Source organism: Streptomyces sp. NPDC093109 (assembly GCF_040701725.1).
Taxonomy (GTDB): Bacteria; Actinomycetota; Actinomycetes; order Streptomycetales; family Streptomycetaceae; genus Streptomyces.
In genome coordinates, this window is sequence record NZ_JBFBEZ010000018.1 from 63,937 (window position 1) to 81,753 (window position 17,817).

The 17,817-nt window shown below is 68.7% G+C and carries 13 protein-coding genes; 8 read left to right on the plus strand and 5 right to left on the minus strand.

All coding sequences use genetic code 11. The features are described 5' to 3' along the window. Positions 1 to 52: 52 nt before the first annotated feature. The 3 genes from AB0389_RS19065 to AB0389_RS19075 all read right to left on the minus strand — a co-directional run bounded on the left by AB0389_RS19065 (position 53) and on the right by AB0389_RS19075 (position 3,335). Positions 53 to 922 (minus strand): helix-turn-helix transcriptional regulator, encoded by an 870-nt coding sequence (locus tag AB0389_RS19065; RefSeq protein ID WP_366396579.1) that lies wholly within the window; start codon positions 920 to 922, stop codon positions 53 to 55. 482 nt (positions 923 to 1,404) lie between these two features. Beyond that, complete coding sequence (locus AB0389_RS19070; protein ID WP_366396580.1) at positions 1,405 to 2,037, minus strand: response regulator transcription factor; 633 nt, start codon at positions 2,035 to 2,037, stop codon at positions 1,405 to 1,407. After that, positions 2,037 to 3,335: a sensor domain-containing protein gene (locus AB0389_RS19075; protein ID WP_366396581.1), complete on the minus strand. Its 1,299-nt coding sequence runs from the start codon at positions 3,333 to 3,335 to the stop codon at positions 2,037 to 2,039. Before AB0389_RS19075 ends, AB0389_RS19070 begins: the two co-directional genes overlap by 1 nt. Positions 3,336 to 3,698: 363 nt before the next feature. Here AB0389_RS19075 and AB0389_RS19080 point away from each other — a divergent pair, with 363 nt between their 5' ends. From AB0389_RS19080 to AB0389_RS19095, 4 genes are all read left to right on the plus strand, one after another. Then, complete coding sequence (locus AB0389_RS19080; RefSeq protein WP_366396582.1) at positions 3,699 to 5,549, plus strand: BTAD domain-containing putative transcriptional regulator; 1,851 nt, start codon at positions 3,699 to 3,701, stop codon at positions 5,547 to 5,549. Positions 5,550 to 5,647: 98 nt separating this feature from the next. Beyond that, complete coding sequence (locus AB0389_RS19085) at positions 5,648 to 6,163, plus strand: DedA family protein (RefSeq protein ID WP_366396583.1); 516 nt, start codon at positions 5,648 to 5,650, stop codon at positions 6,161 to 6,163. Positions 6,164 to 6,321: 158 nt separating this feature from the next. Continuing rightward, on the plus strand, positions 6,322 to 7,059 hold the full coding sequence (locus tag AB0389_RS19090) for an ABC transporter ATP-binding protein (RefSeq protein WP_366396584.1): 738 nt from the start codon (positions 6,322 to 6,324) through the stop codon (positions 7,057 to 7,059). Beyond that, a complete protein-coding gene (locus tag AB0389_RS19095; protein WP_366396585.1) occupies positions 7,053 to 9,509 on the plus strand; it encodes an FtsX-like permease family protein in 2,457 nt (818 codons plus the stop codon). The genes AB0389_RS19090 and AB0389_RS19095 overlap by 7 nt, the downstream gene beginning before the upstream one ends. 214 nt (positions 9,510 to 9,723) lie before the next feature. Here the strand turns inward: AB0389_RS19095 and AB0389_RS19100 are convergent, their stop codons facing one another. Continuing rightward, positions 9,724 to 10,740, minus strand: a complete 1,017-nt coding sequence (locus AB0389_RS19100; protein ID WP_366396586.1) for a serine hydrolase domain-containing protein — start codon at positions 10,738 to 10,740, stop codon at positions 9,724 to 9,726. Continuing rightward, the gene (locus AB0389_RS19105) at positions 10,733 to 12,370 is read right to left on the minus strand and encodes a serine hydrolase (protein WP_366396663.1); all 1,638 of its coding nucleotides are present in this window, start codon (positions 12,368 to 12,370) and stop codon (positions 10,733 to 10,735) included. Before AB0389_RS19105 ends, AB0389_RS19100 begins: the two co-directional genes overlap by 8 nt. A gap of 1,449 nt (positions 12,371 to 13,819) precedes the next feature. Between AB0389_RS19105 and AB0389_RS19110 the strand changes: the two genes are divergently transcribed. The 4 genes from AB0389_RS19110 (at position 13,820) to AB0389_RS19125 (ending at position 17,812) form a co-directional block, all read left to right on the plus strand. Continuing rightward, a complete protein-coding gene (locus AB0389_RS19110; RefSeq protein WP_366396587.1) occupies positions 13,820 to 14,635 on the plus strand; it encodes a bifunctional lytic transglycosylase/C40 family peptidase in 816 nt (271 codons plus the stop codon). A 53-nt stretch (positions 14,636 to 14,688) separates the two neighbouring features. Beyond that, on the plus strand, positions 14,689 to 15,027 hold the full coding sequence (locus tag AB0389_RS19115) for a hypothetical protein (protein ID WP_366396588.1): 339 nt from the start codon (positions 14,689 to 14,691) through the stop codon (positions 15,025 to 15,027). Between the two features lie 141 nt (positions 15,028 to 15,168). Beyond that, positions 15,169 to 16,296 carry a hypothetical protein gene (locus AB0389_RS19120; RefSeq protein WP_366396589.1) on the plus strand — a complete coding sequence of 376 codons (1,128 nt, stop codon included), beginning with the start codon at positions 15,169 to 15,171 and terminating at the stop codon, positions 16,294 to 16,296. Further along, positions 16,277 to 17,812 (plus strand): hypothetical protein, encoded by a 1,536-nt coding sequence (locus AB0389_RS19125; protein WP_366396590.1) that lies wholly within the window; start codon positions 16,277 to 16,279, stop codon positions 17,810 to 17,812. Before AB0389_RS19120 ends, AB0389_RS19125 begins: the two co-directional genes overlap by 20 nt. The last annotated feature ends 5 nt before the right edge of the window (positions 17,813 to 17,817 follow it).

Genomic DNA, 17,817 nt, shown 5'->3' on the forward strand with positions numbered 1-17,817 from the left:
GACAGCGAAATCCTGCTGGAGTACTAGGAGATGTCGGCGGTGGGGGCGACTGCTACGGCATGCCGTTCCCATCAGAGCCGAGGATCTCCGCCATGGTGTGGCTGATGAAGTCACGGAGCTGGTCCCGCGCTTCCTGTGAAATCTCCCCCTCGCCGCCGCGCGCGGCCATGATCGTGAACTGGCGGCGCACAGCGCGCGCCGAGACGACCAAGCGGTCGATCTCCGGATCACTACTGCGGAAGAACACCGGAGGGACGCCGAACGCCAGCGCCAGGGCATCGAGAACGTCGTCCGGAGCAGTCGGCAGCGTGCCCACGCGCAAATCCCTGACCAGGGCTTCCGTCAGGAGAGACCGGCCGCTCTTACAGTTGCCGGACGAGGCAAGGTCCGCGTCCGAGGGCACAGCCCCATCCTGGACCTCTGTCTGCAGGTACTTGATCTTCTCTGCAATAGAGTCGACGGCCTGTGGCGACGCCTTCTTCACCGGCTTCACGGCCGGTACGTCGTGACCGAACGAGCGTCTCTGTGCGGCCAGCAGTTCTGCGCGGGTGACGCTGTACGCGGTTGCCAGCGCAGTCACCGCCTCATCGGACAACACTCGCTTTCCCTGTTCGGCTGCGCGGATCGGCATCGGCGACGCGGAGTTGGTGTAGCACGTGGTGTCCGACTGTCTCATGCCGGCGTCGCAGCGCAGATCGGCGAGGTTGGGCGGCTCCAGCCGCGGAAAGAGCTCGTTGAGTTCGGCTCCGACCATCGCGGCGATCGTCGGCAAGCGTTCCTGCGGCGGCGTGGCCAGCTGGCTCTCCCAGCGGTAGACGGCGTTCGTCTTGACGTTCAAGCCTGTCGCCAGATCGGCCTGCGACAGACGCTTAACCACACGGCGATCGCGCAGCTTGCTGCCGTCGAAGACGCGGTCGGGCACAGGTCCTCCACAGAGTTGGTTGATTAGAAAAATCTAGGCACTTGAACGGATCGACAGAAGGCGATAGTTTCACCTTTCAGTGATCAGAGGGCGTCCGGCATACGGCTCAACTGCCCGTTCCATTCACTGTAGAGCGCCCCTCTTCCTGCCGGAAGCAGGCGGACCCCGGCCTCTGAGGCTCGCAAGGTCATGTATTGGTCGCCGACATCTGAAGTCCGAAGGTTGCATCGACGACACCAGCGTTGCCGCTCCATGTGCATCTCTATGCCCGCCAAGACACATGCGGGAGACATCACCAGCACCGCGAGGAAGAGGTCGTCTCAACCATGGCCCGGACCGCATCAGGGACTCCGTAAATGTCATCACAACTCAATCAACGCGGGTGTCGTATTGGGAGATCGAAACGGCGGGCACGCGACCGGACGGCGCCTCGGGCCCGTCTCATAGGCCGAACGGTGGCTCAGGTACGCCTGGACCACCAGTCAGGCCCTCAGATACGTCAGGACGGCCAGCACTCTGCGGTGGGTCTCGTCGGCCGGAGGCAAGTCCAGCTTGGTGAGGATGCTGCTGATGTGCTTGCCGATCGCAGCCTCGGAAACCATCAGCTCTTTTGCGATCGCGCCGTTGGACTTACCCTCAGCGATCAGTGTCAGAACCTCGCGCTCGCGTGGCGTGAGCCGACTCAGCGGATCGCGGCGTCGGCGAAGCAACTGGCGCACCACCTCGGGGTCGACCACCGTCCCGCCATCCGCGACCTCGAGAAGTGCATCGACGAACTCCTCGACCTGGCCAACACGGTCCTTCAGCAGGTAGCCGACCGCCGAGCCGTCACCAGAATCCAAGAGCTCGGAGGCGTAAGTTCGTTGCACGTACTGACTGAGAACCAGGACCGGCAACCTCGGCCGCTGCTCGCGCAGACTCACGGCCGCGTGCAGCCCCTCGTCCTGGAAACCGGGCGGCATGCGCACGTCCGTCACCACGATGTCGGGGGCGTGCTCCTCGACCGCAGCGACCAGCGCCTCCGCGTCCCCGACAGCAGCCACCACCTCGTGACCGCAGCGGCTGAGCAGGCCAATGAGTCCTTCACGCAGCAACACGCTGTCCTCGGCCAGCACTACGCGGAGCGATCGGCTGCCATGGTCAACTCGCAAGGTAACTCCACAAGCAACAGGGTCGGCCCACCCGGCGGACTGGACAGGGCAAGTCTGCCATCGAGAACGGACACCCGGTCCGCAAGGCCGGTGAGTCCACTACCGGCTGAAGTGTCCGCACCACCCCCGCCGTTATCGCGGATCTGGAGGAACAGGCGGCCGTCTCGGTGACCGCCGCTCACCTGCGCGTGGTCGGCCCCGCTGTGTTTGGCGACGTTGGTGAGCGCTTCGCAGACCACGAAATACGCCGCGGACTCGACCGCCCGCGGCAGTCGGCCAGGCAGTTCGAGGTCGACGTCCACAGGGACCACGGAGCGGTCCGCGGCGTCGGCGACCGCGGCCTGCAAGCCATAGTCCGCGAGGACCTTGGGGTGGATGCCGTGGATGAGCTCGCGGAGCTCCTCGAGTGCCTTGCCCGCCTCATTGTGGGCCCTGGCGAGCTGGTCGGCGAGTGTACCGGGCGGTGCGTCCAGCCGGGCCAGGCCAAGGGCCATCGTCAGGGCCACCAACCGCTGTTGGGCACCGTCGTGCAGATCGCGCTCGATGCGGCGCCGCTCCGTCTCGAAGGCGTCCACCAACCGGAAGCGGGAGCTGGCCAATTCGACCACCTTGGCACCAAGTTCACCCTCGCGGGAGGCGATCAGCAGCCGGGTCAACTCAGCGCGGGCACCCGCCGCGACACCAAGCACGTAGCAGCACAGACCCATGAGAAGCAGGCCCAACACGGCGACGCCGAACGCGGTCGGCCACGTGGTGACCGTCCATTGCTTGAGAACCTTCGTCTCGTGGCCGCCGCCAACCGTGGCCATCAGCAACGGGGTGGCGACCATGGACAGCGGGAAGAGCAGGGCAATCGTGATCGCCAGAGCGTCGACCGGCCACAGCAACCCGGCAAACAGCAGCGCGTACCCGAGCTCCCGCCAAGTCGCCTGCTCGCGCAGCCGGGTGGTCAACCAAGCCCAAAGTCCTGGTGCAGTCGGCTCGCCATGCTGACCCCACGCAGGATCGCGGTCAATCAGGCGCAGCCTGCGCCGCTCCACCGACGCCACCGGAATCCCGCTGAGGGCGATCACGACGAGCAGAGGGATCCCCACCACGATGACGGCGAGCGCCCCGCACACCACCACCACCACCAGGATCGCCACCAAGGCGGCGACACCGGTCACTGCCCCCGTGAGCAGGTACGCGACCGAGCGCCAGGGCCAGGCCGACAGCAGGAAGCCCGGCCGGGACATGGCCTCCCAAACATTCCGCGGGTGCATGGGGATCACCGTAGGGGGTGCACGCCTCCGGTGCCATCGGTCCAGGGCTTAGACCGGGGGTAGGGCTAGCCATGCCCCCGTACTGGGCCAGGAGGCCACAGGCTCACGCAGCCGCCCCGCTGAGATCACGAGGCAGAGGCCGCAGGGACTTGCCCCCGAAGGTTACCGCCGACGGGCAGGTGCCGTTCCTTCAACTTCCAACGCAAGCACGGGCCGTGAGGCCGACACTCCGATGTTCTGATCCGGCTGCCGCCGCCTTCGTGCGGCTGTGGTTGAACCCAGTGGGGGGTTTACATGGAATTCCAGCTTCTCGGTCCGGTCGAGGCGAGAGACGGGGCGCGTCGCATCGCGATGCCAGGCGCCATGGCGCACACGGTACTGGCTGCGCTGCTGCTCGCCCGAGGGCGAGTGGTGAGTGACGGGAGGCTCAGCGAACTGTTGTGGGGGTGGAATCCGCCGGCCACGTGGAACGCTCAGATTTACACCTATATTTCGAGGCTGCGAAAACTCCTGGGCCCCGGGGTCGATCTGGTCCGCCGACAGCCCGGCTACCAGTTGGTTGCCGCCGGAGCGCACGTCGACGTCATCGAGTTCGAGCGCCTGGAACGGCTCGGGCGCCGGGCACTGGAGGAACGGCAGTTCACGAAGGCCGCCGAAACCCTTGGGAAGGCCCTCGACCTGTGGCAGGGCCCGGCGCTGGCCAATGTCACTGCGCACCTCGCGGAGGCGGAGCTGCCGCAGCTGGAGGAGATCCGGATGAGTGCTCTGGAACACCGGATCGAGGCCGAGCTCGCACTCGGCCGGCACGAGCGACTGACCTCGGAACTCATGCGGTACGTGAGCGAGTTCCCGGTGCGTGAGCGGCTGCGCGCGCAACTGATGACCGCGCTGTACCGCTGCGGGCGACAGGCCGGGGCCCTGCACGCCTATCAAGAGGGGCGCGAGGTGCTCGCGGAGGAGCTGGGCGTGGACCCCGGGGTCGACCTCGCGGCCACCTATCAGGCCGTGCTGAGCGGAGAGTTGAGCACCCTCCCGCAACAGGAACCGCACTTGTCGTCCGGTACGCCGCCGGTGGCCGCGCCCATTGCCATGATGCCGGTGGTCTCGGCCGACTTCACGGGCCGTGAGCAGGAGTTCGACGAGCTGTGCCGACGGTTGACGCCGTCGTCGGCGGATCGGCGTGCTGCGTTCCAGCCTCGCCGACTGCTGATCACCGGAATGCCCGGCGTCGGCAAGACCGCGCTCGCCGGCCGGGTCGCGCACGCCGTGGCCGGGGAGTTCCCCGATGGCCTGCTGTACGCCCGGCTGCGCAACGACGACGGCAGTGTCGTGGACGGCGACAAGATACTGGTCACACTGTTACGGGGACTCGGTGACACCTCCGAGGACGTGCTGACGCCAGCCGGCGAGCCCGCCCGGACGGACGAGCTGGTACACAGATACCGAGCCCGGACGGCGGGTCGAAGGCTGCTGATCCTGCTGGACGACGCGGCGAGCGAGCTGCAACTGGACCCGCTGCTGCCGACCACGACGGACGCGGCCGTCCTGGTGACGAGCCGGAACCGGCTTTCCGCGGTGCCCGGTTCGTGGACCGTGGTGCTGGACCCGATGGGGGCCGAGGAGTCGCTGGCCCTGCTGGCCGGGATCGCCGGGGACAGCCGGATCGCCGCGGACCCCGAGGCGGCCCACGCCGTCGTTGATGCCTGCGGGCGGCTACCGCTGGCTCTGCGGGCGGCGGCCGCCCGCCTCGCAGCCCGGCCGCACTGGCCGATGGCGCGGATCGCCCGCCGCCTTGCCGATCCGGCTTCCCGGCTCGATGAGTTGCGGGTGGGCACGCTCGACATACGGCGGACGCTGTCCACGGCCCTCCAGCAACGGCCGGCGCCTGATCTGCAGCTGATCCGACGACTCGCCGTCGACTCGGAGAGAGAGTTGACCATGGTGCGGGCCGCGGTGCTGCTCGGGTTGCTCGAAGACGTGGCGGAGGAATTCCTGGAGCGGCTGGTCGAGGCATCACTGTTGGAGGTGTGCGGCATCGACGCCATGGGCGCACCCTGCTACCGCTTCCATCCCCTGCTCCGTCTCACCGCGGCGAGCCTGGATGAGTCTCCTGCGGAGAGGGAGCTGCTGCGGCGGGTTGAGGCGCGTCGCTCGCCCCAGGATGTCGGCCAGTGGGCGCAGCTCGGGGTGAGCTGGGCCGACGCCGTGGGGTAGGCCTGGCCCTACCTCAAGTCTCGCCCCTGCCACAGTGCGTCGTGCGGGCCTCTCGCGGTTTCGTAGAAGCATCACGGAGACGAGGGAGGAGGCACCCCATGGCGACTTGGCCGGCTGGACAGGTGCTGGCGCACGGTAGCTTGGGCATCCTCGCAGCGGTGCTGCTGCTGCCCGCGCTGGAGGCTGCGCTTCCGGCGATCGGCGCGCTGATGCCCGGGCAGACCGCGGCGGTGATGGGCGGAACGCTTGCCTGGCACGGTCACGTCGCGGTTGAGGCGACCTTGCTGACCGCTTTCACCGGTGCTGTGCTCGGAAACCTGGCAGGGTATGCCGTCGGACGCCGCTGGCAAGGGCGGCTGACGGACCGCCTGGGGGCCCGCTCCCGCCCCAGCCGGTACGCCGGGCTGGCTCTGGGGCTGGTCGAGCGCCGGGGCGCCAGTGCGGTGTTCGTGGGCCGCTTCACCGTCGTCCTGCGCACCCTCGTACCGGCCTTGTGCGGGGCGGCTGGGATTCCCCTGCGCAGCTACCTGCTGTGGTCCGTGCTCAGCAGCACGATCTGGGCGTCGGCCTTCGTCCTGATCGGCTACGTCATCGGGTCGGCCGGGCCCGGGTGACAACCGGTGCGCAGGGTCCCGCGACGGCGGACACCTGTCACTGTCACAGCCCCCAGGCGTCCCCGCCGCCCCAACAATGAGCGCTTCAGCACCGTTTCCAGAAGTTTTCGTCCCGCCCGAGTGTGCGGGAGGACCGGCACCGACACGAGTGGGAACTCATGAGTAACGACGCAATCCGACTGCACGCCGTAACCCGGCGCTACGGCGCGGGCGGCATGTCCGTCACCGCCCTCGACCAGGTATCGCTCGCCTTCCCGACGGGGACGTTCACCGCCGTGATGGGTCCGTCCGGCTCCGGCAAGTCGACCCTGCTCCAGTGCGCCGCCGGCCTCGACCGGCCCACGTCGGGCACTGTCACCATCGGCGGGACCGATCTGACGAAGCTGAGCGAGACCAAGCTGACCCGGTTACGCCGGGAACGCATCGGATTCGTGTTCCAGGCGTTCAACCTGCTGCCCTCTCTCACCGCTGAGCAGAACGTGGCCCTGCCGCTGCGGCTGGCCGGTCGGCGCCCTGCGAAGGCTCGGGTCCGCGAGGTGCTGGGGCAGGTGGGACTGGGTGATCGGGCGCGGCACCGGCCGACGGAGATGTCCGGCGGCCAGCAGCAGCGGGTCGCCCTGGCCCGCGCGCTGATCACGCACCCTGAGGTGCTGTTCGGCGACGAGCCGACCGGTGCGCTCGACTCACAGACCAGCCGCGAGGTGCTCACCCTGCTCCGCGGCATGGTGGACCGCGAGGGGCAGACAATCATCATGGTCACCCACGACCCGGTCGCCGCCTCCTACGCCGACCGCGTCGTCCTCCTCGTCGACGGGCGCGTCAACGGTGAGCTGATCGGCGCCGGTGCCGAGGACATCGCCGCGCGCATGACCAAGCTGGAGGCGTCTCCGTGCTGAGCACCGCACTGCGCACTCTGCGTACCCGCTGGGTCACCTTCGTCGGTACCTTCGTCGCGCTTTCGCTGGGCGTGGCGTTGATCGCCGTCATGGGGCTGGCCCTGGCGTCCTCGCTGGATGCGCCCGACCGCAGACCGGAACGGTTCGCTGTGGCACCGGTCGTTGTCAAGGGCGTGGACACGCTGCGGGTGTCCACCCTGATCGGCGAGCGAACGCAGAAACTCGCGCAGCCGCGCGCCGTGCCCGACATCGTGGTCGCCAAGCTCAAGAAGCTCGGAACCGTCGTCGAGGACCGATCGTTCACCGTACAGGCCCAGGGCGGCCCGGACGGTCTGGTGGGCCACCCTTGGTCAACCGCCGCCTTCGCGTCCTACCGGCTCGACGGGGGACGCCCGCCGAAGGCCGCCAACGAGGTCGTCGTCAGCGGCGACTGGGCCCGGCCGGGCATGCAGGTGCGCACCGACACCGGCACCGTACGGGTCGTCGGCACCGTGGCCGGACTCGGTTTCGAGAACGCCGTCTTCCACACCGATGCCCGGGCCGCCGAGTTGGCGCCGCGCAGCCTCCAGCTCGCCGTCGACGCGGACGCGGCAGCCGTGCGCACGGCGGTGGCCGGCAGCAACGACGTCCAGGTACTCACAGGCGACGCTCGCCGGTACGCCGATGCTGACCCTGACCGGGACAGCGAGGCTCTCACCGCGATGAACGCGATGTTCGGCACAGCTGGAGGTGTCTCCGGGTTCGTGTCGGTGTTCGTGGTGGCGTCGACCTTCGCGTTCGCGGTCGCCCAGCGCCGACGCGAGTTCGGGCTGTTGCGCACGGCCGGGGCGACCCCCGGGCAGATTCGCCGCATGGTCGTTTTCGAGGCCGTGCTGATCGGTGTGCTCGCCTCGGCGGCCGGATGCGTGCTCGGCTCCTACGGGGCGCCGAAGCTCGCCCAGTGGGCGGTCGACGAGGGCCTCGCACCCCGCTGGTTCACCATCGGCGACTTCACCTGGCCGTACCACATGGCCTTCTGGACGGGCCTGCTCGTTTCCCTGGCCGGGGTGCTGGCGGCGTCCTGGCGGGCTGGACGCACCGGCCCCACCGAGGCGTTGCGCGAGGCGGCCGTGGACGCCCGGGCGATGACGTGGGGCCGCTGGCTGCTCGGCTCGGCCCTGCTGCTGACCGCCGTCGTGACGTTGGCCCTGGCCCTGATGACGGACCCGAGCGACCTGCTGCACCGTAAGACCTATGTGAGCCGCCCGATGCCGTTGATCACCGCCGTGGCACTGCTCGCGCCGGTGCTGGTGCGTCCGCTGGCCCGGCTGATCGCCTGGTTGCCCGCCCAGCTGCCCGGCGCCACAGGAATGCTGGTGCGTGAGAACGCCGCCGCTGGTGTCCGGCGCACAGCCGCCGTCGCGGCGCCCGTCCTGGTCACGGTGGCGTTGGCGGGATCACTGCTGGGCGCCACGGCCACCCTCAACGAGGCAAAGGCCACCGAAGTCCGCAAACAGACGACCGCCGATTTCGTGGTCACCTCTGCGGGCAACGCGGGCTTCGACGACGCGACGCTGAAGAAGCTGCGCGCCGTACCCGGCGCCGAGGTCTCCGCGACCTCGTCGAGTGCCGTGTACGTCCTGGAGGACGGCGTAGCGCTCATCAAGTCCGAAGCCCGCGCCACCGATCCCCGTCTGCTCGCCGGCACCACCCGGTTGCCGGTCATCGCCGGAAAGGTGAGCGACCTCGACGACGACTCGATCATCGTCAACGAGGAATGGGAGCGGCGCGCCGTCGGGCAGAGCGTGGACGTCTGGCTCGGCGACGGCACGAAGAAGCCCCTGAAGATCGCCGCGGTCATGGCGATCGGCACCGGCGGCAACGGCGTCTACGTCACGCCGCGCAACGCTCCCAACGCGCCCGTCGACCGGGTCGACGTACGCCTCGCGGACGGCGCCGACGCGGCCGCTTCCGCCGCTGGACTGCGGGACGCGGTGGGGGTGTCGGGCGGGGAGGTGACCACCAATGAACAGTGGGTGCAGGCGGCGTACCCAGAAACCAACCGGACGACTCAGATGGGCTTCCTGCTGGTCCTCGGCATCGCCCTGCTGTACACCGGCATCTCGCTGGCCAACACCATGGTCATGGCAACCTCGGACCGGGCCCGCGATCTGGCCGTACTGCGCCTGGCCGGGGCCACCCAGGGGCAGGTACTGCGCCTGGTGGGTGCCGAGGCGCTGATGGTGGTGGTGCTCGGAGGCGTGCTGGGAGCGCTGGTCGCCGTGCTCAATCTGATGGGCATGTGGAGCGCGCTGGGCCTGCTCTCGGTGTGGACATCGATCGAGATCCCGTGGGCGACGCTCGCTGCGACCGTGGCCGCCTGCGCGGTGCTCGCCGTCGTCGCGGCGGTGGCCCCGGCCGGCCTCCTCCTGCGCCGCAGGGCGGTGGAGCTGGCGGGCTTACAGGAGTGACCCGTCAACCCGGCACCAGGCGTTCCCCTCCTCAGCCCGAGCCTGGTGTCGGCCCCCACGTCGTGCGGCAGCCCTCGTCGCCCGCGCGGGACGCAGGCACGACGCCTGGGGACGCCCGGGGAGGCGTCCCCAGGCGTCGGACCTGTCCCGACGAGGTGGCGCGGTAGCTCTGTTCGGGCACCGCGCCGGTCTTCGGCCGTTGCCATCCGGGGTGTCAGCGGCCGGGTGTGAGGGCCGCCGTGAGGAGCGACTGAACCGTCGGTGGCACCCGCAGGTCACCTCGTGTACGCGGACTCATCATGTAGACGGCTCGGCGCTCCAGGTCACGGGTGGCCCCCATTCCGCCGAGATAGCCGTGGACGACGCCGGCCATGCCCCACACCGTCGTACCGTCGGGCAGGACCATGCTGTCGAGTCCCGCGCCGCAGAATGCCTGGCCGCCTCTAACGTAGGGGACGTCCGGGACCCGGAACATGTGCGCGAGGCTCTCCCCGGTGAGGAGTTCGCCGCCGAACAAGGCTGTCAGGAACCGGTCCAGGTCCGGGACGGACGAGATCATCTCGCCGGCGGCACCGTGAATCGTCGGGCTGTGTTCGGTGATGTCGACCTCGTTCTCATAGCCACGGATGTGCGGTGTGGGCATGGTGGGGTCGGTGCCCGGCAGCGTGGTCCTGGTCAGCCCGAGGGGGCGCAGGATACGTTCCTCAATCACCTGTGCGTACGGACGTCCGGTGAGCTGCTCGACCAGCATCCCCGCCACCACGTAGTTGGCACGGGTGATCTGCTGCCGGGTGCCGGGGGCGAAGGTGAGCGGCTCCCGCAGAGCGAGGTCGATCAGCTGGGCCGGGGTGAAGACGTCGAAGCGGTGGCGCAGGAACCAGGGAGTGTCGTTGTAGCGGACGTCGCTGTCGTCAGCGAGTCCGCTGGTGTGGTCGAGGAGCTGGCGTACCGTCACGGGCTCCTTGAGCAGCCCGGGCAAGTGACGCTGGAGCGGTTCGTCCGGGTCGATCAGGCCGTCGTCGACCAGCCCGAGCACGATCGCCGCGACGAAGGTCTTGGTGACTCCGCCGATGCGGAACCTGTGGTCGTGGCGGGCCTTCTCGCCGGTGGTGAGGTCGGCCACCCCGGAAGCCGCCGACCAGGGGCCCCGCGGTCCTTCGACCCGCAGAAGTACTGCGGTGGCCTCGTTGTCCGGGCGCTTCCCCACTGCCTTTTCGAGCGCCTCATTCACCCGATGTCCCCCGTTCCACCGGCTCGTCGTCGGCATGAGCCCATGTGGTGATCATCTCCCCCGTTCCGAGGCCGCCGTCCGCCCGCCGGACGGCGTCCGCGACGAAGGTGTTGACCTGTTTGCCGTTCTCGGAGTTGGTCAGCACGATGAGGCCCTCGCCGCTGTCGACGCGGGTGAAGGTGCCCACGCGGTAGCCGACGGTACGGCCACCGTGCCCGTACTCCAGATCGCCTCCGGTGATGTCGACGACGGTGCCGAGGCCGTAGAAACTGCCGGGATGCCAGATCGTCAGCATCTGCTGCGCCAGTGGGCGACTCAGCAGGGTGCCGGGTTCGCCGAGGTATGCGCGGCGTATCTCCAGCGCCACTTTGGCGAGGTCGTCGGCGCTCGCCCACAGCCCGCCGGCCGCGACCTCGTTGCGGATGCGCCAACGGCCGGGTATCGGCGTGCCATCGGTGGCGTGGCCGACAGCCACCGGGACGGACGCGTCAACGGGGTGATTCTGGTCGAAGGTGCTGTCGGCCATGGACAGCGGGTCCAGAACGAGGCGCCGCATCATCGACTCGAAGGGCTCACCAGTGACGTCGAGGAGCAACTGCTCCAGGACCGAGAAGTTGATGTTCGACTTCTTGAAGACGGTGCCCGCCAGGTGCTCGGCGTGCACTGGCGCGTTGGTGGCAGGCGAGTGGCCGGCCAGGATCTCGGGGATCTCCGGCATGAGTTCGGTGGGCAAGTAGTTGGTCGGGGCGACATGACTGAGGCCAGACTGATGGCTGATCAGCTCGCGCAGGGTGATTCTGGCGCCGCCGGGGACCTGCCAGGTGGTGAGGTACCGGTTGATGTCGGCGTCGAGGTTGAGCAGACCGTCGCCGACAAGCTGGAGCACGGCCAGCATCGTGACGTGCTTGCTTACCGAGGCCACCTGGAAGGCGGTGCGGGAGGTGACAGGTTCGGGGTGGTCGGCAGCCGTCACTCCGTGCCCCTCCACGGACACCACCTCGCCGCCGTGCAGCAGTGCGATGCTCACACCGGGTACGTGGTGGGCCCTCATGACCTCCTGGAGTTCCTCCCTGAAGGTCTGTGGCAACGGGACGGGCCGGGCCACCCCGGAGCGTGGAGGTATCTCGGTCGTCATGCTCTGTCCTTCCGTCAGCGAGTCGACGGCCTTGGCCAGGGCGGCCAGGGTGTCGTACTCGTACAACATCCGCAGAGTCAGGGGCAGACCACGGCGGCGTGCCGCCCCGATCACCCTGATGGTCAGCAAGGAGTCCCCGCCGTAGTCGAAGAAGTTGTCGTGCGCGCTCACCCGCTCCAGGCCCAGTACCTGCGACCAGATGTCGGCGATCGTCTGCTCGACGAGAGTGCTCGGGGCAAGGAAGGCGCGGTCGGCAGGCGTCTCGGGTTCCGGTAGAGCGGATCGGTCCGGCTTGCCGTTCGCCGTCAGAGGGATACGGTCGAGTGCGACGAAAACGCCGGGAACGAGAGCGGCGGGCAGGGTGGCGGAGAGCAGACGGCGCAGGTGGGCCACATCGGAGGCGTCGGCGACCACATAGGCCACCAGGCGCTGTACGTCCCGGTGGTCTCGCCACGGGACCACGAGGGCGTCCCGTACGCCGGGCACGGCAAGCAGCGCGGCTCTGGTCTCCGCCGGGGCGCCAACCGCCCACCAGCACCATCCCCGTCGCGCAGGCCGCCAGCGGGTCGGTCACCGGCCGGGGGACGATGGCCTGGAGGCGGGGGCGGCCGTCCGCGAGCGGCAACATCCCACGGACCGTGGAACCTGGCGCCCACCCGACGCGACACTCTGACTGCCGGGCTGCCCACTCTCAGCCACCGGATGCGAAACGGTCCGCAGACGGAGTCGGCGGACCGTCAAGAAAGATCGAGGGCAGCACCGTCGTCCCGGCCGATGAGGCCGTCTCCTCCGGCTGTGCGAGCCGAAGGTGACGAGTGCGCACCCGCATTTACCAGAACAGTGAACTTCCCGGAATGAAATTCCGGGAAACCAGTTCCCCCTTTCCCTCTCATTCGAGTTGTCCGCAGACCCCTGTCAATCTTGCAGCGCAACCAACGCGCAATGCGGTTGGGCGCATGGGTTCCGCGTATCAATGCCTATCCAGCGTGAGGGTGGATTGATTTGTTATGAGCTACGACAGTTTGCGCGACCACAAAACTATTCGCAGTTGATGCTGATAAAACCGCAGGAGCGGGATCCACCCCGCTTCTGCGAAGGGGTGTTGCGACCGTTCCCCTGGAGTCGTAACACCCACTCACCTACTTGTTCCATCCGTACCGAGGCCGTGGTTCCCGCATGCCCTGCTCTACCCGATTCATTCGTATATTCCTCTCGATTGGTGCCGTGACTTCCCCGTTCATGCTGGCGACCGGTTGCTCCAACTCAGTCATCGACACCACGGGCTCGCACCCCCGTCCCATGTCCGTCGGCAGCAGTTCACCAACCACCGTGATTGCAGAGAGGAGCGCGGCTCCGAGCCAGGCCCTGCCTGCCGCCGTTGACCGTACGGCGCGTGCGTTCACCTCGGCGTACGCGGAGCACGACGCTCGGGACGGCCGGGATCGGGCGTACGCGGATGCCGGTGTTCGGGCGGCGGGGTTCGCCGCCGGTGGGTTGGTGGATGTCCTTGCGCAGGAGCGGCCTGGGCAGGATGCGCCTTGGGCTGTCCTGCGCGCGGAGCAGGCGCGGCAGAGGGTCGAGATCTCCTCTGTCGTGGTGCCGGACGGCGCCCCGGCCGTGACCTCCGCGTCCGCTCTCGTGCGGGTGGGGTATGTCCTCGTGACGACGCCGAAGTCGGGGCCGTCACGGCGTAGTAGCGAGCAGCTCGTGCTGCGGCTGGAGTACGTCGGCGGCGGTTGGCGCGTTACTGCGTTGCCTTGGGTCTGACGGGGGCGGGCTGCGGTGATGAAGATCGTCAGTGTCGGGCTGGGTTTCCTTGTGGCCTTGGTGGTCGCGGGGGTTGTTCTGCTGATGACGCTCGGCGGGTCGGGGCGTGCCTCGGCGTTGGGCTCGGGGCCGGGTGGGGTCATTTTGGCTGACGCGCCGGTTCCCGGGTGGGTGCGTGTGCTCGTCGAGAAGCAGGCCGGGACGTGTCCGCAGGTCACAGCTTCGCTGCTGGCCGCGCAGCTGTATACCGAGAGCGGTTTCGATCCGAAGGCCGAGTCGCCTGCGGGGGCTCGCGGGATCGCGCAGTTCATGCCGGGCACCTGGTTGTTGTACGGCGTGGACGGTGACGGTGACGGGGTCAAGGACATCCTGAACCCGGCCGATGCGATCGCCTCGCAGGCCCGCTATGACTGCGTACTGGCCAAGGCGGTCAAGGACGTCCCCGGGGACTCCACAGACAACATGCTCGCCGCGTACAACGCGGGCGACGGCAATGTGATCAAGTACGGCGGCGTTCCTCCCTACGCGGAAACGCGCGGCTACGTGAAGAGCATCCGCACCCTCGCCACCGAGTGGGCAGCCGCCGTGAACCCGGGCCTGCCAGCGGGCAAGGGGGCCGCCCGCGCCATCGCGGCGGCGAGGACGGCGCTGGGGTCCTGGTACCAGTGGGGCGGGAACTGCGTCTCGCCGTACTCCGGGCAGGGCGGTTGTGACTGCTCCTCGCTCACCAAGATGGCCTGGGCCTCGGCCGGTGTGAACCTGCCCCGCACCACCTACGAACAGGTGCGGTCGGGAACCGCGGTCGAGAGCGTCTCCCAACTTCAGCCCGGTGACCTGCTGTTCACCGTCCCAGGCAGCGCCGGCCCCGAGCACGTCGGGATGTACATCGGCAACAACGAGGTCATCGACGCGCCGCACACCGGGGCCGTCGTACGGATCAAGCCCCTCAGCTACTGGACGCCGCAGATCGTCGCGATGCGCCACGTCGGCTGATCGCGCCCGTAGCCCGTAGCCCTTTTTCCTCATTTCACAACGAAGGAACCTTCATGCACGCCCTCATCTCTGCTGCTGCCGATCCATCCCTTCACACCACACTCGCGGCCGGCGCCGATGTCGTCACCGGCGTCAAGCCGGACTGGGGCCCGTTCGGGAAGCTCGGGAACACGGCGAAGGTCCTGCTCGGCGTGCTCGCCGCCATCGTTCTCGCCGTCGGGGTCGGCGCCTTCCTCGCCGGGATCGGGAAGAGCAAGGGGTGGTTCGGCGAGGGGCACTCCACCATGGACAGCTCACGCGGCAAGGGCATGATGGTCGGCGGTCTGGCCTGCATCTTCCTCGTGGCATCCCTCGGCACGATCGTCGGCATCACCTACGGCATGGGGGTGTGACCCATGCCTGTCCGAGTCCGAGCGAAACTCTGGGGTCTCGCAGCCGGCGCGGTCGCCGCCGTCACTGCGACCGGGCTGATCCTGAGCCTCTCCACCCACGACACTGCGACACCGTCTTCCGTCACCTCCTCCCCGGGGCACATGGCGCAGGAGAACGTTGAGAGCCGGGTCCGTCTCGTCCATGGTGTGCCCGTCGGCTATCCCCACACGGAAGCCGGCGCCAAGGCCGCTGCTGCGAATTACACGGTAGTTATGGGGAGTTCGCGCTTCCTCATTGACAGAAGCTTCCGGCGTCGCGCCGTGTCGGTCCTGGGTGTGAGCAGTGCTGCCTCAGCAGTGGCCAGGGAGGCCGATCGCAGGGCCGATCGGGTGGTCGGCGAGCTGCGCGGTGAAAACGCCAAGGCCGATCCCAGACAGGCGATCGCGCGTACCGGTGTGCTCTCCGCGCGGGTGCTGGGATTCGATATCCACAAGGCCGCAGTCCGTCTATGGATAACCACTGTGCGTGGCAATGCGGCCGGGCACGCGACGCCGCGTGCGGCCTTCCAGTCGGTGACGCTCATCCTGGTCTGGGAGGACAACGACTGGAAGATGCAGGGTAGTTCTGCCGCTGGCGGGCTGGTCGCTCCGATCGATACCCGGCAGGCGTCCAATGTCACGCGGGACTTCGCGGACTACGTACCGGCCAGTGCCGCCGACCCGGTCATGAGCGGTGCGGTGGGTGCGGGTGGTTTCCCTGCCGCGTACGTACGGAATGAGCGGGAAGCGCGCGCGGCGGCGACCAGCGCCGCGATGCTCTACGGCGATCCACGCTTCTTTACGGACAGCGGCTGGCGGCACCGGATGCTGAATGCCACGGCCGCCCCCAGTGTGCTGGGGACGGTCACGTCCGAAGCCGACACGACCGCGCGGTTGGTCGTCGAGAACCGCGCGCTCGGCGCGGACGGCAGGACCGTGGACGGAGGCGCGCTCGTCACGCGGACCGCTGTCCTGGCGACGCGCTCCGTGGCGTACTCCGGCCAGGCCGCGAGCGTCGAGCTGTGGACGGCGTCCGTCGGTGGCGTCGCGGGTACGGACGAGACGCAGCGCCCGCGCGTCGCCTTCCTCCGTATGGCGGTGGAACTCACCTGGGCCGAAGGAACTTGGAAGACGCTCGCGGTCACCCCGTCGGAGCCCCTGGTGCCCGCTCCGCCCGCAGAGGAGCAGGCTTCGTCAGCCGCGAGCTTCGCGTCCGTGGGAGGTGCCGGCGATGCGCCTGCGCTTCCGTGACGACGCCGGTTATCGGTGGGGGCGGCGCCTCGGGACCGTGGTCGGGGCCGTCGTGTTCCTCGGGTTCGTCTTCGTGCCGTCCGCCTCGGCGAATCCGTTCTGCTACATCCCCATGGTGTGCGAGGCGAAGGCGGCCGTCGACTTCGCCACCGACCCGTTGGGGTTCCTGCTCCAGAAGCTCACCGAGGCGAACATCTGGTTCCTGCGGAAGATGCTGGAGCTGATGCAGAGCACGACGAAGATCGACCTGACCAGCGGCGACTTCCTCAAGCAGTACGCGCTCATCTTCGCGGCCTCCTCGCTGATCACGGTGGCTCTGTGGCTGATCGCCGTGGCCAAGCGGGCGGTGCGTGGGGTCGCGCTGACGACGGCGGTGGGTGAGGCGGTCGGATTCCTGGTCCTCCAGTTCGTGGTCAACGCGCTGACGCCGGGGGCCATCGCCCTGCTGATGCAGGCGATCGACGAGGTCACCGCCGTCTTCGAGCCGTACGCGACCGACAACTTCAAACCCTTCCTTGAGAACCTGCTCAAGGTCCTGGCCGCCGATCCGAAGGACGGCATCGGCCAGCTGATGGTCGTCAACGTGATCATGCTGTGCGGCGCGCTGCTGATGTGGATCGAGCTGCTGATCCGCAGCGCCGCGATCTACGTGGCCGTCGCGCTCGGGCCGCTCGTGAACGCGGGGCTGGTCGACAAGGACCTGTGGGGCAAGAGCAAGAAGTGGATCGGGGCGATCTTCGCCATCGGCCTGACCAAACCGGTCTTGTTCGCCCTGCTCGGCCTGGGCGGCGCGATCCTCAGCGACTCGACGGGCAGCATGTCCGACGCCGTCTCCCAGACGCTCGTCGGCGCGCTGATCCTCCTTCTCGCGGTGTTCGCCTCCGCCACCCTCTACAAGTGGGTGCCCGCCTTCGGGGACGAGATGGCGCAGCTCCACCACGACCGGAAGAGCGCCCAGTCCTCCGGTCCGGCCGCCGTGGTCGACGGCCCGGCCGCGCACACGAACCGGGCCCTCGGCATGCACGTACAGGACGCGTTGGTGGGCGGCGGAAGGTCGGCCGGCGGTACGGCGACGGCTCCCTCGGCAGGCGGCAAGGCGACGGCATCGTCCGCCACCGTCGGCGGGCAGGCCGGTACGGCGAGCGCCAAGACGGCCGGAGCAAAAGCCGTTACGGGAGCTGCCGGAAGTGGTGCCAGCACCGTGGCCGAACCAGTCACCGCCGTCGTCACGGCGGGCGTGGACCTCGCGAAGAACAAGGCCACGAGCGCCCCTGGAGCCCAGGGACCCGACGCCGCGACCGGCGGCGGTCCCGAGCCGAAGCAGGGCGGGGACACCGCGGCACCGGCCTCCGCTCGCGGCCATGGCCCGAGCCCGGGATCGGGATCGGGATCGGGTCCGGTCGTCGGCGGGGGAGTCGTCGGCGGTAACAGCCCCGCTTCCCCTCCCCTTCCCGCCCCAGGCCCGTCGATCGCGCCGGGCCCGCCATCACCGCCGAACCCCAGCAAGGACCAGTGACCCAC

Coding starts and splice junctions, on each gene's coding strand:
- AB0389_RS19120 (WP_366396589.1), top strand. CDS start 15,169: ATGGCGCAGGAGAACGTTGAGAGCCGGGTCCGTCTCGTCCATGGTGTG.
- AB0389_RS19080 (WP_366396582.1), top strand. CDS start 3,699: ATGGCGCACACGGTACTGGCTGCGCTGCTGCTCGCCCGAGGGCGAGTG.
- AB0389_RS19085 (WP_366396583.1), top strand. CDS start 5,648: ATGGCGACTTGGCCGGCTGGACAGGTGCTGGCGCACGGTAGCTTGGGC.
- AB0389_RS19090 (WP_366396584.1), top strand. CDS start 6,322: ATGAGTAACGACGCAATCCGACTGCACGCCGTAACCCGGCGCTACGGC.
- AB0389_RS19115 (WP_366396588.1), top strand. CDS start 14,689: ATGCACGCCCTCATCTCTGCTGCTGCCGATCCATCCCTTCACACCACA.
- AB0389_RS19125 (WP_366396590.1), top strand. CDS start 16,277: ATGCGCCTGCGCTTCCGTGACGACGCCGGTTATCGGTGGGGGCGGCGC.
- AB0389_RS19075 (WP_366396581.1), bottom strand. CDS start 3,335: ATGCACCCGCGGAATGTTTGGGAGGCCATGTCCCGGCCGGGCTTCCTG.